General features: G+C 63.1%; 14 protein-coding genes. 3 read left to right on the top strand and 11 right to left on the bottom strand.

Features of this window, described 5'->3' with window-relative positions:
- Positions 1–84: 84 nt before the first annotated feature.
- Positions 85–1245, bottom strand: a complete 1161-nt coding sequence (rpsA, locus tag AOBCEHNH_RS04815) for a 30S ribosomal protein S1 (protein WP_006722287.1) — start codon at positions 1243–1245, stop codon at positions 85–87.
- A gap of 378 nt (positions 1246–1623) precedes the next feature.
- Here rpsA and AOBCEHNH_RS04820 point away from each other — a divergent pair, with 378 nt between their 5' ends.
- On the top strand, positions 1624–2370 hold the full coding sequence (locus tag AOBCEHNH_RS04820; RefSeq protein WP_152063355.1) for an HAD family hydrolase: 747 nt from the start codon (positions 1624–1626) through the stop codon (positions 2368–2370).
- Between the two features lie 22 nt (positions 2371–2392).
- On the opposite strand, the gene AOBCEHNH_RS04825 is transcribed toward AOBCEHNH_RS04820, so the two are convergent.
- The 7 genes from AOBCEHNH_RS04825 to AOBCEHNH_RS04855 all read right to left on the bottom strand — a co-directional run bounded on the left by AOBCEHNH_RS04825 (position 2393) and on the right by AOBCEHNH_RS04855 (position 10857).
- Complete coding sequence (locus AOBCEHNH_RS04825; protein ID WP_193221190.1) at positions 2393–3751, bottom strand: L-cysteine desulfidase family protein; 1359 nt, start codon at positions 3749–3751, stop codon at positions 2393–2395.
- Between the two features lie 157 nt (positions 3752–3908).
- A complete protein-coding gene (gene ndk / locus AOBCEHNH_RS04830) occupies positions 3909–4316 on the bottom strand; it encodes a nucleoside-diphosphate kinase (RefSeq protein WP_006722274.1) in 408 nt (135 codons plus the stop codon).
- A gap of 178 nt (positions 4317–4494) precedes the next feature.
- On the bottom strand, positions 4495–5922 hold the full coding sequence (argH, locus tag AOBCEHNH_RS04835) for an argininosuccinate lyase (protein ID WP_152063357.1): 1428 nt from the start codon (positions 5920–5922) through the stop codon (positions 4495–4497).
- Positions 5923–6021: 99 nt separating this feature from the next.
- Entirely contained in the window at positions 6022–7326 is a 1305-nt protein-coding gene (locus AOBCEHNH_RS04840) for an argininosuccinate synthase (RefSeq protein WP_152063358.1), read from the bottom strand.
- Positions 7327–7798: 472 nt separating this feature from the next.
- On the bottom strand, positions 7799–8572 hold the full coding sequence (locus AOBCEHNH_RS04845; protein ID WP_306437540.1) for an amino acid ABC transporter ATP-binding protein: 774 nt from the start codon (positions 8570–8572) through the stop codon (positions 7799–7801).
- Positions 8573–8575: 3 nt separating this feature from the next.
- The gene (locus AOBCEHNH_RS04850) at positions 8576–9769 is read right to left on the bottom strand and encodes an amino acid ABC transporter permease (protein WP_006722270.1); all 1194 of its coding nucleotides are present in this window, start codon (positions 9767–9769) and stop codon (positions 8576–8578) included.
- A gap of 167 nt (positions 9770–9936) precedes the next feature.
- Positions 9937–10857, bottom strand: a complete 921-nt coding sequence (locus AOBCEHNH_RS04855) for a transporter substrate-binding domain-containing protein (RefSeq protein ID WP_226803268.1) — start codon at positions 10855–10857, stop codon at positions 9937–9939.
- Positions 10858–11204: 347 nt separating this feature from the next.
- On the opposite strand from AOBCEHNH_RS04855, the gene AOBCEHNH_RS04860 reads away from it, so the two are divergent.
- Positions 11205–12038, top strand: coding sequence for an HAD family hydrolase (locus AOBCEHNH_RS04860; RefSeq protein WP_152063359.1), 834 nt, complete (start codon positions 11205–11207; stop codon positions 12036–12038).
- Between the two features lie 82 nt (positions 12039–12120).
- Here AOBCEHNH_RS04860 and polA read toward each other — a convergent pair whose 3' ends face one another.
- The 3 genes from polA to glf all read right to left on the bottom strand — a co-directional run bounded on the left by polA (position 12121) and on the right by glf (position 17397).
- Positions 12121–14916: a DNA polymerase I gene (polA, locus tag AOBCEHNH_RS04865; protein WP_152063360.1), complete on the bottom strand. Its 2796-nt coding sequence runs from the start codon at positions 14914–14916 to the stop codon at positions 12121–12123.
- Positions 14917–15068: 152 nt separating this feature from the next.
- On the bottom strand, positions 15069–16202 hold the full coding sequence (locus AOBCEHNH_RS04870) for a glycosyltransferase family 2 protein (RefSeq protein WP_152063361.1): 1134 nt from the start codon (positions 16200–16202) through the stop codon (positions 15069–15071).
- Positions 16195–17397, bottom strand: a complete 1203-nt coding sequence (glf, locus tag AOBCEHNH_RS04875) for a UDP-galactopyranose mutase (protein ID WP_118103710.1) — start codon at positions 17395–17397, stop codon at positions 16195–16197. The genes AOBCEHNH_RS04870 and glf overlap by 8 nt, the downstream gene beginning before the upstream one ends.
- 186 nt (positions 17398–17583) lie before the next feature.
- Here glf and pta point away from each other — a divergent pair, with 186 nt between their 5' ends.
- Complete coding sequence (gene pta, locus AOBCEHNH_RS04880; RefSeq protein WP_152063362.1) at positions 17584–18564, top strand: phosphate acetyltransferase; 981 nt, start codon at positions 17584–17586, stop codon at positions 18562–18564.
- Positions 18565–18614: the final 50 nt, after the last annotated feature.

Here is an 18614-nt window from a genome sequence, read left to right on the forward strand (position 1 = left end):
TTTCTTTATGAAAAAGACCCCGGCGGACACATGCCCGTCGGGGTCTGCAGCGAACCTAGGGTTCAAAGGCGATATGCCGGAGATTTACTCGGCGTCCTCGGCCTTCTCCTCACCCTCGAGCGGGGTGACCTCGATCTCGATGCCGAGGGTCTCGGCAGCGGACTTCATGGACAGGGAGATGCGACGACGGTCGAGGTCGATCTCCATGACCTTGACCTGGACCTTGGAGCCCACAGCGGTGACCTGGGCAGGCTGATCCACGTGCTTGTTGGCCATCTCGGAGATGTGCACGAGACCCTCGATGCCGTCACCGAGGTCGACGAACGCGCCAAAGGGCACGAGCTTGGTGACGGTGCCCTCGACGATGGCGCCCACGGGGTACTTCTTGACCAGGGCACGCCACGGATCCTCGGTGGTCTGCTTGAGACCGAGGGAGATGCGCTCGCGGTTCAGATCGACGTCGAGCACCTCGACCTCGACCTCCTGGCCGACCTTGACGACCTCGGAGGGGTGGTTGACGTGGTTCCAAGAAAGCTCGGAGATGTGGATGAGGCCGTCGATGCCGCCCAGATCCACGAAGGCGCCGAAGTCCACGATGGAGGAAACGGTGCCCTTGAGGCGCATGCCGCTCTTGAGCTTGGAGAGGATCTCGGAGCGCTCGGCCTTGCGGGACTCCTCGAGGACAACGCGGCGGGAGAGCACGACGTTGTTGCGGTTGCGATCCATCTCGATGACGCGAGCCTCGATGCGGGTGCCGAGGTAGGAGGTGAGATCCTTCACGCGGCGAAGGTCAACGAGGGAGGCGGGCAGGAAGCCGCGCAGGCCGATGTCGAGGATAAGACCGCCCTTGACGACCTCGATAACCTCGCCCTCGACGTTCTCGCCGGCGTTGAACTTCTCCTCGATACGGTTCCAGGCACGCTCGTACTCGGCGCGCTTCTTGGAGAGAACCAGACGACCGTCCTTGTCCTCCTTCTGGAGCACGAGCGCCTCAATGGAGTCGCCCAGCGCCACGAGGTCGGCGGGGTTGGCATCCTTGCGGATGGAGAGCTCGCGGACGGGAATGACGCCCTCGGACTTGAAGCCGATGTCGACGAGGACCTCGTCGCGCTCGATCTTCACAACGGTGCCGTTAACCAGGTCGCCCTCATCGAAATCGGTGATGGAGTTGTCGATGAGGTTGTTCATCTCCTCGGTATCGACGTCGTCGAGGGAGAAGATGGACGAGTTCTGAATCTCACTCAAAGGTGGACCCCTTTCGAACTACGGGGCCCCGATTACCTGACCTGCAGATGGTTGCTTGCAAGGAGCGGACGAGCCGCCAGCGCGCGCGCACCGTTTGGAACAATCTCGGGGGCCGACAGATACTGACGTGAACTATAAACATTCACGGTTCATTAGAGTACGTTGAATCCCCATCTATTTCAAGCATAAAGTGCGATTTTTTCGTCCATGGCGGCAAACCGCCCGGGGAGCGGTGGGGATGGTCGAACCCCTCCCCCTTGAACGACTCGTGCGGCGACGAGCCCCTCTGACGCCTTTTGTCTGTTCGTGCGCCTGAATTGCCTCGGTTTGGGCATAATCGGTAGACATGCCGACATGACCAGGAGGGAAACGGCGCCCATGGCGACTCTCAAAGCCGTCGTCTTTGACATGGACGACACGCTGCTCAGCATCAATCTCAGCGCCTTCATCGGCGTGTTCGCGCTCGACGAGGCGAACTTGCTCGCGCAGGTCGCCCGCAAACCCATCGTGTCGCTCTTCTCCCCCCTCGGCTCGGCCATGCTCGCCCTCAACAACGGCGATCGCGCACAGGGGGACACCCGCACCAACCGCCAGTTCTTCGCCGATGAAATCGAGCGCCGCTGCGGTATCCCCATTCTCGAGCCCGCCATCGCCGACATGCTCGACTTCTACGAGCGGGAGGTCCTGCCCAAGAAGAACGACCGGACCATCTCCGCACGCCCTCGCGAGGGAGCCCACGAGGCGGTGCAGACCGTGCTCGACCATGGCTTGCGCATCGCGCTACTCACCAACCCGAGCTTCTCGCGCTCCTGCATCGAATGCCGTATGGGCTGGGGCGACATGCTCGACATGCCCTTCGAACTTGTGACTACGTGGGAGAACTCAACGCGCGTCAAGCCCAGCGCCGATTACTACCGCGATTCGCTCGCCAAGCTCGGCCTCGCCCCCGAGGAGACCCTCATGGTGGGCAACGACCCCAAGCGCGACTTCCCCTCCCCCTCGATCGGCCTCAAAACGGCCTACGTGGGTGCCGGCTACCAACCTCATGCGTTGTGGAACGGCAGCATGGCCGATTTCGCCAAGGACTTCGACCGCATCGAGGAACGGTTCTGCAACGGCGAATAGACCCTCGCGAGGCCCAAACTCCTTACAGCCGGGTCTCGCCCGTCATGAGCTTCAAGATCTCGACATCGGTGTCCTTCATGCCCACGCGGCCGACGTAGCCCATGCTCGCGATGGTCTCCTCCACCGTGCCCATCACGATACCCTCGCCCGCGCGGAAACCGCGACCGGCCTGAGCCATATCTGCACCGAGGATCGCGGCGTCAACAGCTGCCGAGATTTTGGCGGCGCAGCTCGCCTTGGCGCCGTCGCACACGATACCGCCCACATTGCCGAGGGTGTTGACGATGGTGGCGCCAACCTGCTCACGCGACCCGCCGCGCATCCACTCGATGGCAGCACCAGCACCGCATCCTGCGCACACCACGCCGCAAAACGCCGAGAGCGCGCCGATGTAGCTCTTCACATGAATCGCCACCAGATCGGACAGGGCGAGCGCGCGCAACAGGCGATCGCCCTCGATGCCGAGCTCCTCGGCGTAGGTCGCCACGGGCATGGCGCACGTGATGCCCTGGTTGCCCGACCCGCACACGATCGCGACGGGCAGGGCGCAGCCGCTCATACGGGCATCGGAACCGGCCGCAGCACGGGCGCGGGCGCGACAGGCCACATCATCGCCGCGCGTGGCGAGCAGCGTGCGGCCCACCTCGGCGCCCCACTCGTTGACAAGGCCCTCCTCCGAGATGGCCGTGTTGAGCGTGAGCTGGCGCTCGAGAGACTCGCGAGCACCGGAGATATCGCCGCCCTCCACGAAGTCCAGGATGATGTCGAGCGTGAGGCCCTCGAGGGGCTTGGCGGCAGGCGCCTCGGAATCGCCGGCGGACTGCACGGCGCTCATGAGCGCACAGGTGCCGGAGCAGGAATCCTCCACGTCACCGCCGCGGGCGGCGGGGCACAGCTGGTTGGCGGGCACGCCGTCGCGCGTGCAGCGAACCACGTTCGTGTGGTGCTCGGAAATGGCGACCTCGGCCACATGGCCCAGTGCGTGCGCTTTGATCTCGATGTAGAGGTTCGGCACACCCTCGATCAGCGTCACCTCGCAGTAGCCCTCCTGGGCAAGCAGGTCGCGCGTGCGCGCTATGTCCGCCTCGCCCACGCCCTCGAGGGCCTCGAGGGCCGCCGAGGCGTCGCCGCCGACCGCGCCGAGGACCGCCGCGGCCTCGACGCCGCGCATGCCACCGGAATTGGGGACGGTGACGCTCTTGACGTTCTTGATGATGTTGCCGGAGCAACCCACCTCGAGCGATTCGGGCTCGCACCCCAGCACGAGCCGGGCAAGCGCCGCGGCATATGCGACGGCGATGGGCTCAGTGCAGCCCAGCGCGCAGATCAGCTCGGAATTCAACAGGTCGCACAGCGCGCGGTCACGCTGCTCGAGCGACATGTCGGCCACGTTCTTGACATCCACGGCGATCCCCTTTCGATGTGTCATTCAACTGCCTCCAAGTGTAGCAGCCCCATCCGCCCTTCTCACGGAAACGCGGCTCGGCCCGCAAAGGCCGAACCGCGTTGTAGGGGGGCATATTGGACGGTCGTCGCACCTAGCCGAAGAAGCGCTCGATCTCGATGGCCGCGTTTTCCAGGGAATCGGAGCCGTGGATGATGTTCGCGTTCACGTCGTTGGCAAAGTCGCCGCGAATCGTGCCGGGGGCCGCGTCGAGCGGGTTGGTGGCGCCCATGAGGGTGCGCATCTTGGAGACGGCGGAGAGGCCGGACACGACCATCTTCACCACGGGGCCGCTCGTCATGAAATCGACGATGTCGCCGAAGAACGGCTTGTCGGCCAGATGAGCGTAATGCACCTTGACGAGGTCCTCGTCAAGCTCGCACTTCTCCATCTTCTCAATGGTGAGGCCGCAACGCTCGATGCGGTCGATGATGAGGCCCGTCTTGCGGTCACGGACGGCATCGGGCTTGATCATGATGAAGGTCTTCTCGATATCTGCCACGGGTTCCCCTTTCGATGGGAGGGCTGGAAACGCGCCTTGCGCGCTGTATGTTCGCTACGCCATGGTACCCAAAGCGCAAGGGCGGAAACCCACATTTCGACAAAGGGCCCAGCTGAAACGTTTCCCCACGCGAACATACACCGCTCGCCCACGAAACCACCATCATCGAGCCGTCCGATTAGGCGCCCTCCCCCATGGGGACGAGAGACGAAATCCCCTCGAGATGCGCTTCATCCGCGACGAGCGTTGCTCGAACCAGGCGCATCTGCTCCCTCACGGCAGAGGGAGACGTGCCGCCCATCGTCGAGCGCGCACCGACGATGGCGTCGATATCGAGAGACGAGGCGATATCGGGGCCGAACAGGGGGCTCGCTTCCTGGAATACGGCAAGGGGCAGGTCGTCGAGCCGACATCCGCGCTCCTCGCATACAAGCACCAGGCGCCCGACAACCTCATGCGCCTCGCGGAACGGCATGCCCTTCTTGGCGAGGTAGTCGGCGACATCCGTCGCCGCGAGATGCCCGACCTCGCAGGCCGCGCGCATGACATCGGCGTTGAACGTGCAAGTGGAGATCATCCCCGCCATGACGGCGAGGCTCTGGGAGAGCGTGCGGGCGGAATCGAGCATACCGCCCTTGTCCTCTTGCAAGTCCTTGTTGTATGCCAGCGGCAACCCCTTGCACGTCACCAGCAGCTGCAGGAGATTGCCGTAGACGCGACCCGTCTTTCCCCTGATGAGCTCCGCGAAATCGGGATTCTTCTTTTGGGGCATGATCGAGGAGCCCGTGGAATATGCGTCGGAAAGGGTGATATAGCCGAACTCCGAACTGCTCCACAGCACGATCTCCTCGGCGAGGCGGGAGAGGTGCATGGCCATGGTCGAGCATGCGAAATGCAGGTCCAAAATGAAATCTCGATCAGAGACCGCATCGAGCGAATTGCAGATGACGCGAGCGAACCCCATCTCGTACGAGGCTGCGACGCGATCGATCGGATACGTGGTCCCGGCGAGCGCCGCCGCCCCCAGCGGGGATGCATCGGCTGCTTCGAAGGCCGCGGTCAGCCGATGGAAATCGCGCTCGAACATCCAGTAGTACGCGAGCAGATGGTGCGAGAGGAGAACGGGCTGCGCGTGCTGGAGATGCGTCATGCCCGGCAAGACCACGCCCTCGTTGTCGCATGCGGCCCCGATCAGGGCCTCGCGCATATGCAAATTCGCCTGCATGAGGTCGTGGGCGAGCGCCTTCGCGGCAAGCCGTGTGTCGGTGGCGACCTGGTCGTTGCGGGAGCGCCCGGTATGCAGGCGCTTACCCGCTTCGCCAATGCGGCGCGTGAGCTCCCCCTCAATCGCCATGTGGATGTCCTCGTCCTCGATATGGAAGGGGAACGACCCGGCATCGATCTCCCCCTCGATATCGTCGAGGCACCCCACTATGGCATCGCAGTCCCCCTGGGAGATGATGTGCTGCTTGGCGAGCATGCGTGCATGCGCCTTCGAACCAGCGATATCCTGCTTGTACAGGTGTTTGTCGACCGGCAGCGACGCGCCGAACTCCTGCGTGGCCACAGCGACGTCCTCCTTGAACCGTCCACCCCAAAGCGCCATCCTCATCCATCCTTTCCGCGGCAACCCGTCTCGGCCGCATCCGCCGCGCGGAAAACCATCCCCCACGCGGTCCATTCCCTCACGCATCCCGTACGGGCATCAGAAGTTCACCGCGCGGCTCGTGGTGTGGGAACCGGCCGTACCATCCAAGACATCGAAAGACGTGGGCGCGGACGCGCCTTCCTGCATGTGCGTGGCCCCCTTCATCGCCCAGGTCTTGATCGAAAGCCCCTGGATATCGATGAAGCCCTTCGCCGCCTTCTGGTCGAATGCCTCGTCGTTCTCGTAGGTAGCGAGCGCCGGATCGTACAGGGCGCAGGAGCTCTTGCGACCCGCAACCACGCATCCGCCCTTGTAGAGCTTGAGTCTCACCGTGCCGGTCACGTCGTGTTGCGTAGCGGCCATAAATGCGTCGAGCGCCTGCTTGAAGGGGCTGAACCAGCGTCCGTTGTAAACCTGGTCCGCCCAAAGCTGCTCGAGCGCGAGCTTGTGATGGAGCACGTCGCGCTCCAAGCACAGATCCTCGAGCGCCTTGTGCGCCTGGATGAGCGCAAGACCGGCGGGGACCTCATAGCACTCGCGGGATTTCAGCCCGACATAGCGGTTCTCGATCATGTCGATGCGGCCGTACCCGCACGAGCCGGCGATGACATTGAGCTTGGCGATGAGCTCGGGCAGCGGCAGCTCCTCGCCGTCGAGGCTCGTGGGCACTCCCGCAGCGAACCCGACCTCGACGTAGGTCGGGACATCGGGGGCATCGAGCGGATCGACCGTCATCGTCCAGATATCCGCCGGGGGCTCCGCCCACGGATCCTCGAGCACACCGGCCTCGATGGCGCGGCCCCACAGGTTATCATCGATGGAATAAGGCTTCTCGATGCTCTGGGAAACCGGCACGCCGTGCTTCTCCGCATATGCGATCTCGTCGGGACGCATGCCAAGATCCCATTCACGCACGGGAGCGATGACCTTGAGCGACGGATCGAGTGCCGTGATGGATGTCTCGAAGCGCACTTGATCGTTACCCTTGCCCGTGCAACCGTGGGCGACGCAGGTGGCGCCGTACTTATGGGCCGTCTCGACGAGGTGCTTCGAGATCAGCGGGCGGGAAAGCGCGGAGAGCAGGGGGTACTTGTTCTCATACATGGCGTTCGCGGCAATGGCGCAGGTGATGTAGTCGGAGGCGAACTCCTCCGTCATATCGACCACCTCGACGGCGACGCACCCGAGCATCCGCGCTTTTTCCGCGACCTTCTCGAGGCCGTCGTGCTCCTGGCCCACATTGCCCAGCATGGCGATGACGTCGAGGTCCATCTCGTGTTGCAGCCATTTGATGCACACGGAGGTATCCAGGCCTCCGGAGTACGCGAGCACGACCTTTTCCTTGGATTGCTGGTTGTTCATGGACTCATCCTTTCACGATGCCTTAATGCAGTGGAAATGGGTTGAGCCCAACCGATATAGAGGTGCCCGCGGTCGCACCTGTGTCTGCGCGCGTCACGAGTCGCATGCGATGCGCGCATATGAAAAATCCGCCTCTCGGCGGATGCTCCCTTGACGATATCGGTTGGACTCTGCGTGGAGGTCAGGCCTCCATGCGAACAGAGACAACGATCTATCGTCGTCGGGAGATTGCGCGCTGGCGTCGGACGGCAGCGTCGGCGGCGATCTGGCGGGGCGTGATGGCGGCAATCGCCTTCCCCTCGTATGTAGCCAGAAGCTGTGCCACGGTTGCTCGTCCCCTCTAAATCCGGCAGCGCCAATCATTGGTTTGCTATAGTAGCCTAAAGTGCTCGCCTGAACATTCGAATTTTTCGAATATTTCGGCCCTGTTTGCCATATGCATAAGAAACAGGGCCGCATGAATACAATCTCGCTAATCCGAGAGATATCTGGATAGGAATTCCCGAGTGCGGGGGCTCTCGGGCGCGGTGAATATCCGCTCAGGCGCACCCTGCTCGGCGATGATGCCGCGGTCCATGAAGACCACGCGATCCGATACGGTGCGCGCGAACTCCATCTCATGTGTGACGACCACCATCGTCATGCCGTCGCGTGCAAGGGCGCGCATGACCTCGAGCACCTCGCCCACAATCTGCGGGTCGAGCGCGCTGGTGGGCTCGTCGAACAACATGATCTTCGGGCGCATGCACAGGGCGCGCGCGATGGCGACGCGCTGCTTCTGCCCGCCCGAGAGCGTGGAGGGTGCCGCATGGGCGAAGGCCTCGAGTCCCACCGAGCGCAAGTGCCCAAGCGCCACCTCCTCCGCCTCGGCCTTCGACATCTTCTTGCGGGTGACGGGCGCCAACGTGCAGTTGGCGAGCACATCCATGTTGTTGAACAGGTTGAAGCCCTGGAACACCATGCCGATGTCCTCGCGCAGGGCGTTCACATCCACATGATCCGCGGTCAGGTCGCTCCCCTGGAACCACACGTGGCCCGCGTCGGGCGTCTCCAGCAGATTGATGCACCTCAGCAAGGTCGACTTGCCCGAACCGGAGGCGCCGATGATCGTCACGACCTCGCCGGGGGCGACGTCCAGATTGACGTCGCGCAAGACCTCCAGGTCGCCGAAGGACTTGCGCAACCCTTCGATGCGCACCAGGTATTCGCCGGCGGGCGCCGTCGCGATAATGTCACTCGTATGCATGGTTCAGCGCTCCTCGACGTTGATGGGCTGATCGGATGTGCTGCCGAGCTTCACGGACTTGACGTCGAGTCGACTTGCGAGGCGCCCTAGCAGCCACGAGGCGAACATGGTGAGGCACAGGTACATCACGCTCGTCACAAGCGCGGCCTCGAACTTGGCATAGTAGATGCCGCCCACGGTGGTGGTGGCGAACATGAGGTCGAACGTACCGATGACCGAGAGCACCGACGAATCCTTGATGTTGATGACGAGCTCGTTGGAAAGACCGGGGATGGCGAATTTGACACCCTGCGGGAAGACGACCTTGCGCATCGCCTCCCATTGCGAGAGACCGAGCGAGCGGGCCGCCTCCATCTGGCCGGCATCGACCGACTCGATGCCGCCGCGCAGCACCTCCATCATGTAGGCCGTGGAGTTGAGCACGATGGTCACGAGACCGGCGGTGAACGTGCTCCAGATCGCGTTGATCTGCGTAGTGGTAAGGTCGGTCATCTTGAATAGGGAGAAAACGCCGAAGAAGATGATCATAGCCTGGACCATCATGGGCGTGCCGCGCACCACGGTGCTGTACGTGCGGGCGAATCCACTGCCCACGACCTTCCAAAAGCGCACGAAGTCGTTGTCCGAACGGTCGATGACCTGAATGCGCAAAAACACGAGGAGCAGCGCCAGGAAGAACGCGATCACAGTGCCGAACACCGCGAGGGCGACCGTGGTCTTGAGACCCGCGACAAAGATGTCGCGGCCGTTGTAGAGCATGTAGAGCATGCTCTCGAGCGTGGCGGAGGGGCGCGTCGTTGCCGTGGTCGCGACCGCCCAGGCGGAGGCGAGGCCGCAGCCCACGCGGTCGATGGCGAGGACGGCGGTCATGGCGGTGACCGCATAGGAGCCGTAACGCAGGGCGCGAACGACGCCGGGACGCGTGAACGGCGAGGCGTTCGCATAGGCCTTCCACCGCGTGAGCTTGAACACCAAGGCAATGGCGGCGATTACGAGCCAGGCGGCGAGCAGATAGTACACGGCGACCTCAAGCGCATATGCATGGGTCATGAAGCTCAAAGAGGGACGGGGCGAGGCGGACAATGCCATACCCGCGGCGGCGATGGCGCTCGTGCCCAACAGCACGTAGCGATGATCGCTGCGAATAAACGAGACCAAGCGGCCAAGCGGACCCTCGCCCGCCGATACGGTGGTCATAGATCGACTCCTTTAATTGAGTGACGTGATATGGCCGCCGAGCATGAATCGGCGGCACGGCAACATGCACATAGCCTGAGCTCGGACATATTCTCGAAGGGCGTTTTGTGAGGCGAAGCGCAACCACGCCCGAAGAGATTATGTCCGCGCTCAGGCGGCACGATCCGTTAGGCCGGCTGGCGATCCATGCAGGCGGACCACATGTCCTGGCGCTCCTCGTCGTCGATGGAGGCGATGATTTCGTTGACCTTGTCGAGCGCGGCGTCGTTTCCCTTGGCAACGCCCGCGTTATCGGGCATGAGCGAGTCCTCGAAGGCGTCCTCCATGTCGAGTACGACCAAATCGGGATAGACCTCGAGCAGCTTGGGCGCAGAGAGCATGGAATACGTGATGATGTCGCACGTGCCGTTGCGCAGGTTCTCAACAACCATGGGCTGGGTCTCGGCGGGCGTCATGTGGTTGGCGCCCTCGATTTGGGCGATAACATCGTCGTACATGGTTGCGGCCTGGCCCAGGATGGAGGCATCCGCAAGCTCGTCGAACGTGGTGGCGCCGGCATAGGCGGAATCGGCCCTGCAGATCATGACGATGTCATCGTCGACATACGAGTCGGAAAACGCCGCGGCAGCCGCGCGTTCGGGCGTGACGGACATACCGGCGCACACTATGTCGACCTGGCCGTTGTTGAGCGCGTCGATGAGCGAGCCGAACTCGAGCTTGACCGCCACGGGCTCCATGCCAAGGCCATCGGCGATGATCTTCGCAACCTGCACGTCGTAGCCATCGGCGTAAGCGCCGGGAACGTTCTCGATGGGGATGGTGAACTCGGACTCCTCAGAGACCTGCCAGTTGTACGGAGCATAGGCGGCCTCCATGCCGACGCGCAAGGTCTTGCCATCGCCGAGCAGGGTGCCGGACGCAGAAGCACCGCCATCGGCGGCGTCGCCGCTGCCCTGGGGGGCGGGTCCGCAGCCCGCGAGGAACATCATACCTCCCACGCTCAATGCCGCCATGCCCGAGAGCTTCAAGAACTCCCTGCGCGAACGCATGACAGGTTGTACAGATACAGAGACAGTCTCGTGAGTCATGATGATACCTCCGGTTTTTGCCTGAGACCCCTTCCGCACGACGCAACCAGAGGGGGCCCATCCCCCTCTCCCTTGCAACTTAATGCGTGAAAGTTCCGCGTGCTGCAAGGCAGAATACTCCGCTTCAGTGGAGCGCATGGTGGAGGTATGCCAAGAAATACATTGGTTACAAAGAATATTCATTTTGCTGTATGCGATTATGAGGCGCGGTATGGTGCGCGATGCGCGCGTGAATCGGGTTTTTAAACATCGAAGGGGCGCTTCGGACCTCAGCGCTCTACAATAGGCGGGAATCGCACCCCGGAGCCAGCGGCGGCATGCTCGGCCCGGCATCCCGAAAGGAACCCATGCTCCCCTCCTATCTCGAAGACACCGACCTGTCATCCATCAAGCTCGTCGCGACCGACATGGACCTCACCCTGCTGGCCGACGACAAATCGATGCCCGAGGGCATCGACGAGCGCATCGATGCCCTTACCGAGCACGGCATCGTCTTTTGCGCCGCGAGCGGCAGGCCGGCCCTCGCCCTGCGCCAATCCTTCCCCCGCCACCATGCCAACATGGCGATCGTGGCCGACAACGGTGCGTCCGTCTATCTGCGCGACGAGCTCATCTATCGAGACCTGCTCGACAAGGGGCTCTATCATGAGGTCCTCGCGCGGTGCGTCGATTCGGGCCGCGGCATCCCGGTACTTTGCGCCTTCGACGACGCATACGTACTCGAGCGCGACCGCAAGCACGAGGACGTGGTGGGGATCTATTACCGTTCCATCATCTACGTCGACTCATTCGAGGACCTCGACATCGAATCGAACAAGATCTCGATGTACTTCCCGGACTGGGACAGCAAAAAACAGCTCGACGAGGTCTACGGGCCCGAGTTCGGGTCCCGCCTCTACGTCACGTGCGCCGGCGACGAATGGCTCGACTTCATGAACATCGGCATCAACAAAGGTTCGGGCATCCGCCATCTCGCAGAGAACCTTGGGATCGATCTGGCCGACGTCGCCGCGTTGGGAGACACCTACAACGATATCCCCATGCTGGACATCGTGGGACACAGCTATGTGATGGGCAACGCCGCCGAGCACATGCACGCGCACGGCAAGTTCCTCGCGCCGACCAACAACGAGGCGGGCGTGCTCACCGTCATCGACCGCATCGTCGAAGCTGCGAAATAACAGCGCGGCCACTTCGAATGGAACCGCCCCCGACGTACGCGTCGAGGGCGGTTTTCACATATAGGGGCGATTCTGCGACGAGTTACTTAGCCTCTGCCCACGTCTCGCCGGTGCTCGCGTCGGCGATGAGGGGCACGCGCAGCTCGGCGACGCCCTCCATCTCCTCGCGCACCATGGCGATGAGTCGATCGACCTCGCCGACCGGACATTCGAAGTCGAGTTCGTCGTGCACCTGCAGGATCATCTTGGCCGTAAAGCCCTCGGCGCGCAGGCGCTCGGCGACACGCACCATGGCGATCTTGATGATATCGGCAGCGGATCCCTGCATGGGGTGGTTCATCGCCGTGCGCTCACCGAACATGCGCTGCGCAGGGATGCGCAGCTCCGGGATGGGACGACGGCGACCGTACATGGTCTCGGCATAGCCCGTCTGCTTAGCAAAGGTGACCGTTTCGTCCAGATACGTGCGAACGCCGGGGTACGCACGGAAATACGCGTCGATCATCTCACGCGCCTCGGCCATGGGGATATCGAGCGTCTGGGACAGGCCGTATGCCTGCTGGCCGTATACGATGCCGAAGTTCACCGCCTTGGCGCGGCTGCGCAGCTGTGGGGTGACCTCGTCCACGGGGACGCCGAAAACGCGCGCCGCCGTCTCGGCGTGGAAGTCCTCGCCCTCGTTGAAGGCGCTCACCAGGTGTTCGTCGCCAGAGAGGTGCGCCAGCAGCCTGAGCTCGATCTGCGAGTAGTCGATCGCCACGAACACCGACCCCTCCTCGACCGAGAAGGCGCGCTTGACCGCATGGCCCAGCTCGGAGCGGGTGGGGATGTTCTGCAGGTTGGGACTTGAGCTCGAAAGGCGCCCCGTCGCGGTGATGGTCTGATTGTACGTGGTATGCACGCGCCCGTCATGGCGGCGCAACGGCCCCAGCGTGTCGAGGTACGTCGACTTGATCTTGGTTTTCTCGCGGAACTCGAGGATGAGCTGGACGATCTCATGGTCCTTCGCCAAATCCTCGAGCACCTTGGCGTTCGTGGAGTAGTATCCGCGCTGCGTCTTTTTGAGGCCAGCCGTGGGCAGGCCGAGCTTGTCGAACAGGATGCGCGAGAGCTGCATGGGGCTCGAAAGGTTGAACTCCTCGCCGCCGGCGAGCTCGCGAATACGCGCCTCGAGCGCTTGAATCTGACCGACGAGCTCATCGGACTGTGCGGCGAGGCGAGCAGGGTCGACGTACATGCCCGCGCGCTCCATGGAGGCGAGGACGCGTACGAGCGGCATCTCGATCTTGGTGAAGATGGCATCCGCCCCCTGGGCTTCGAGCGCCGAGGCGAGTGGCTCGCGCAGGGTGCGGGCGAGCCAGGCCCCACGTGCGGCGATGCTCACGGCGTCCGCAGGGGCACCGTCCTCCCCCGCCGCAGACGGCAGGGACGCATGCAAGTAGGTCTCGGCCAGGTAGGCGTCGGTGAAGTCAGAGCGCACCGAATCGAGCAGATATGCGGCGACCACGGTATCGAACAGGCGAGTGGAATCCACCGCCAGGGGGTCAAGCAGCTCGGCTTCACTCGAATCGACCGGCGACAGCTCGTGAAGCAGCGCCTTGACATCGAAGGAAGCAACGCGCCCCTCGGTCAAGACGAGCTTGAGAACGCCCGGGATGACACCTGCGGAAAGATCGAAATCGGTCGTGAATATCGCACAGGGGCCGAGGGGCTCCTCGAACGACAGCAGGGCGCGCTCGGTGGCGACCCACAGGCGGCGCGTCATGCCGAAAAGCGCGTCGGCCTCCTTGTCGTCCTCCATGGACACACCGAGCCACTCGCCCGCCTCGAGCGCACGGGACAGCTCGTCGAAACACGCGTCCATCTCCTCGTGCTCGCGAGCGTGCTTGGCCTCATCGAGCGCCGATGACGCATCGAGAGCCACCCGCAGGATCTCGGGCATCTCGAGACTCGCCGCGGCGGGAACCGCTGCAGCGCCCTCGCCTAACAGGGCGAGGAAACGGTTCTGCATGGCCATGATGCCGATTCCGCCCAAAGCGGCGGAGACGGCAGCCGCGTCGAAGGCGGGGAACGCCACCTCGGTCAGGTCGCACTCGATGGGCGCGTCCGTCATGATCGTCGCGATCTTGCGGGAGATGAGCGCATCGTCGATGTGGGCGCGCAGATTCTCGCCCATCTTGCCCTTGACCTCGTCGGCATGGGCGATGACCTCGTCGAGGTTGCCGTACTGCGCGATGAGGGCGCTCGCCTTCTTGGGGCCGATGCCGGGCACGCCGGGGATATTGTCGGAAGAGTCGCCCTTGAGGCCGTAAAAGTCGGGGACGAGCTCGGGCGTGATGCCGTGGTATAGGTCATCGACGCTCTCGGGCGTCATGATGGCGATGTCGGACAGGCCCTTGCGGGTGGACACCACGTGCACGTGGTCGGTCACGAGCTGATACATATCGCGGTCACCGGTGACGAGGTACATGTCGCACCCGGCGGCCTCACCGCGGCGGGCAAGAGTCCCCAGGATGTCGTCGCCCTCCCAGCCCTCGAGCTCCACGACGGGGACGGACAGGCTCGCGAGCAGCTCCTTGATCATGGGGAACTGACTGCGCAGGTTGGGATCCATGGGCGGGCGCTGTGCCTTATACTGCGGCAGCATCTCCATGCGGACCTTCGGACGACCCTTGTCGAAGGCGCAGACCACGCCGTCGGGCGTGAACTCGTCGACCATTTTGAGGAACATGTTGAGGAAGCCGAACACCGCGTTGGTAGGGCGGCCGTCCGGCGCGTTCATGGTAGGCGGCACGGCATGGAAAGCGCGGTGCATGAGCGAGTTGCCGTCGATCACGGCGATGACGCGGCGCTCGCGGGCGGAAGTGCTATCGGTCATGGGGATAACCTCATTTCGTCGTTGAACGACACCAGTCTACCCCACCGCATGGACCTCTTGCCGCGGGTGTGCAAAAGGGGACGGGTGCAAATTGCACATCAGGTTCGATGTGTAATTTGCACCCGTCCCCAATTACACGGCAAGGCGTGAAACTAGTTGAACTTGAAGATCTTGCTCGCCAGGTGGTACATGCCGATGGTGGTCTTCTCCCCCAGCTTGCCGGGAAGGTTCGTCCCGATGCCGATCACGCCGTGACGCGCCTTGCGATACATCTTCTCGTCGTAGGCCTTGAGCTCGGCCCACAGAGCCGCGAGCTCATCCTCGATGCCGGGCTTATCCGACAACTTGGTGAACACCGAGCAAATGGCCATCATCATGGTGAAGTAGCCCATCATGTAAGAGCGCAGTTTCTCCTGAGGAACGTCCTCATACAGGTGATACGCCTGCATCATGATGCGCGTGATGCGGAACTGCTGGTCAAGACGGCCAACCATGATCTCCTCGTTCACGCTCTGGCCCTCGCGGCCGATGAAGTAGCGATAGAGGTCGATATCGGCGTAGTACAGCGTCTCGCAATTGGGCAGCGGCACGTAAGCGTAGATGTTGTCCACGTAGAAGGTATGAGGCGGCATGGGCAGTTCATGCGCGCGCAGGACGTCCGTGCGATAGCACAGCGAGTGCATCAGCAGGTTCTGATCCGGACGGAAGCGACCGATATCGCCCCACGTGAAGACCTTCTTGCGCGGCAGGGCCATACGGTAGCTGATGGTGGTGTGCGTACCCTCGTGGACCTTCTCGTACACGTAGTTGGAGATGAACAGGTCCACGCGCAGGTCGCGCTCCTCAAAGCCACGCAGGAGCTGCAGCATCGTGGCGAGCGCATCCGCGTCGAGCCAGTCATCGGAGTCGACGACCTTGTAGTACGTGCCGCGCGCCTCGCGAAGGCCGGCACGGACGGCCATGCCGTGACCGCCGTTCTCCTGATGCACCACGCGGACGATGCCCGGATAGCGGGCCTCCCACTCGTCGGCCTTGGCGCCGGTCTCGTCCTTGGAGCCATCGTTCACGATGATGATCTCGATATCGGAGGCGCACTTGGAGCCCTCGAGAATCGATGAGATGCAATGGTCCATGTCCTTGGCGGCGTTGTAGCTCGGAATGCCGAAGGAGAGGACCTTGTGGCCCTCCCCCGCCGGGGTCACAGACAGCGTCTTGATGGGAAATGCGGCTCGAGCCGCCTCCACATCATAGGAAGCGGCGAGTGCGGAATAGTCGACATTAGGCATGGCAGGCGATGATTTCGTCCGAAAGGTTGAGGGCAGAGGCGGTCACGGCGTCCATATCGTAATAACGGTACTCAGCCAGGCGACCGACCGGATGGAAGTTCGTGATGTGCGAGACGCGCTCGAGATAGCTCTCGTACAGCTTGCGGTTATCGGGGTCCAGAATCGCGTAGTACGGGGTCTGGCCGCTGCCCGGCTCGTAGGCGTGGCTGTACTCCTTCATGATGGTCGTCTTGCCGGGGACCTCCTGGCCCGTCATGTTCTTGAACTCGGTGATGCGGGTGAAGTCCTCGGAAACGGTGTAGTTCACGGTGCCCACGGGCTGGAACTGATCCATGTCGAGGGTCTCGAACTTCATGTCGAGCGTGCGGTACGGCAGGGCACCCAAATCGAGGTCGAACAGCTCGTCGAGCGGGCCGGTGTAGATCACCTCGCCGCCGTAGACGTTGCCGCAGACCTTCACCGTGGTGTCGGTGAGCTCGAAGATGTCACGGGCGTCCACGTCGCAGAAAACGTCGATGCAATCGTGATCGAGCATGTTCTCGAACAGGGCGGTGTAGCCCTCCGCGGGCATGCCCTGGTAGGGAGCCTGCGGGAAGTAGCGGTCGTCATCGCCGACGAAGATCGGCACGCGGGCAGTGACGGAGGGGTCGATCTCGTCGGGCGTCTGGCCCCACTGCTTCATCGTATAGTGGAGGAACACGTTCTCATACACGTAGTCGGCGATCTCGGCCAGGTCGGGGTCGTTCTTCTCGCGCAGCTGCAAGATGGGGACCTTCACGTCCTTGCCAAACGTCTCCACGAGCTTGGCGTACAGCTCCTCGCCGCGCTCCTCTCCGAACGCGAGCAGCAGGCTCTTGTGGTTGAAGGGAACCGGCATGAGCGTGCCGTGGACGTTGGCGAGTACCTTGTGCTGGTAATCGGTCCACTCGGTGAAGCGGGACAGGAACGTGTGCACGCGCTCGCTGAAGGTGTGGTAGATGTGCGGGCCGTACATGTGAACGAGCACACCGGCCTCATCCAGGTAGTCGTAGGCGTTGCCGGCAATGTGGTTGCGGCGCTCGAGGACGGCGACGCGGAAGCCGACGGTCTCGGCGAGGCGACGGGCGCACACCGCACCCGCATAGCCCGCACCGACGACGATCATGTCGTAGGCGCTTGGGTTGAAATCCTCAGGGAGACCTGAATTGATCTGCATGACAGCTCCTTGCAGGTGGCGACGGCAAATGTTCCCTCTCGCGGCGCGCGGGGCCGTCATGAGCCGCGCATCGCGTTTTCATCCAACCGATTATAACGGTCGGGGCATATAATTACCCCTGTCACACCAATAAAGCTCATCATCAGACAAGGACGATGATGGGCGCGCATGACGAGGAGCGTTTGCATGAGTGATTTCCTGGGCCGCATGAAGGCCGCCGCCAAGGCCGACAAGAAGACCATCGTCCTGCCCGAGGGCGAGGACCCGCGCACCATCGAAGCGGCCAAGAAGATCGTCGAGGAGGACCTTGCCAACCTCGTGATCCTGGGCAACCCCGACGAGATCGACGTCCCCGGCGCCACCGTCATCGACCCCCGCAACGCCGAGAAGCACGAAGAGTACGCAAGCAAGTTCGCCGAGCTCCGCGCTAAGAAGGGCGTGACCATCGAGCAGGCCCGCGCCCAGGTCATGGACGCCACCTACTTCGGCACCATGATGGTCAAGATGGGCGACGCCGACGGCCTGGTCTCCGGCGCCTGCCACTCCACCGCCGACACCCTGCGCCCGGCCCTGCAGATCCTGAAGACGGCCCCCGGCACCAAGCTGGTCTCCGCCTTCATGATCATGTGCACTCAGACCGAGCAGTTCGGTGCCGACGGCACGCTCGTGTTCGCCGACTGCGGCCTGAACATCGCCCCCACCTCCGACGAGCTCTCCGAGATCGCCATCGCGTCGGCCAACTCCTTCAAGACCTTCATGGGCGATGTCGAGCCCAAGGTCGCCATGCTCTCCTACTCCACCATGGGCTCCGCCGGCGGCGACACCGCCAAGAAGGTCCAGGAGGCCACCGCATTCGCCAAGGAGAAGGCCCCCGAGCTCGCCATCGATGGCGACCTGCAGCTCGACGCCGCCATCGTGCCGTCCGTCGCAGAGCTCAAGGCCCCCGAGTCCAAGGTCGCCGGCCACGCCAACGTCCTGGTCTTCCCCAACCTCGAGACCGGCAACATCGGCTACAAGCTGGTACAGCGCTTCGGCGGCGCCGAGGCCTACGGCCCGATCCTGCAGGGCATTGCCAAGCCGGTGAACGACCTGTCCCGCGGCTGCTCCGCCGACGACATCGTGGGCGTCGTGGCCATCACGGCCGTCCAGGCGCAGATGGCCGAGTAGCGCAACCGCCACATATGCAATCCCTGCCCGGGGCTCCCTCAAAGAGCCCC

This window comes from Collinsella intestinalis, from assembly GCF_902501455.1.
GTDB lineage: Bacteria > Actinomycetota > Coriobacteriia > Coriobacteriales > Coriobacteriaceae > Collinsella > Collinsella intestinalis.

Coding starts and splice junctions, on each gene's coding strand:
- AOBCEHNH_RS04820 (WP_152063355.1), top strand. CDS start 1,624: ATGGCGACTCTCAAAGCCGTCGTCTTTGACATGGACGACACGCTGCTC.
- AOBCEHNH_RS04825 (WP_193221190.1), bottom strand. CDS start 3,751: ATGTCGCTCGAGCAGCGTGACCGCGCGCTGTGCGACCTGTTGAATTCC.
- argH (WP_152063357.1), bottom strand. CDS start 5,922: ATGGCGCTTTGGGGTGGACGGTTCAAGGAGGACGTCGCTGTGGCCACG.
- AOBCEHNH_RS04840 (WP_152063358.1), bottom strand. CDS start 7,326: ATGAACAACCAGCAATCCAAGGAAAAGGTCGTGCTCGCGTACTCCGGA.
- AOBCEHNH_RS04845 (WP_306437540.1), bottom strand. CDS start 8,572: ATGCATACGAGTGACATTATCGCGACGGCGCCCGCCGGCGAATACCTG.
- AOBCEHNH_RS04850 (WP_006722270.1), bottom strand. CDS start 9,769: ATGACCACCGTATCGGCGGGCGAGGGTCCGCTTGGCCGCTTGGTCTCG.
- AOBCEHNH_RS04855 (WP_226803268.1), bottom strand. CDS start 10,857: ATGACTCACGAGACTGTCTCTGTATCTGTACAACCTGTCATGCGTTCG.
- AOBCEHNH_RS04860 (WP_152063359.1), top strand. CDS start 11,205: ATGCTCCCCTCCTATCTCGAAGACACCGACCTGTCATCCATCAAGCTC.
- polA (WP_152063360.1), bottom strand. CDS start 14,916: ATGACCGATAGCACTTCCGCCCGCGAGCGCCGCGTCATCGCCGTGATC.
- AOBCEHNH_RS04870 (WP_152063361.1), bottom strand. CDS start 16,202: ATGCCTAATGTCGACTATTCCGCACTCGCCGCTTCCTATGATGTGGAG.
- glf (WP_118103710.1), bottom strand. CDS start 17,397: ATGCAGATCAATTCAGGTCTCCCTGAGGATTTCAACCCAAGCGCCTAC.
- pta (WP_152063362.1), top strand. CDS start 17,584: ATGAGTGATTTCCTGGGCCGCATGAAGGCCGCCGCCAAGGCCGACAAG.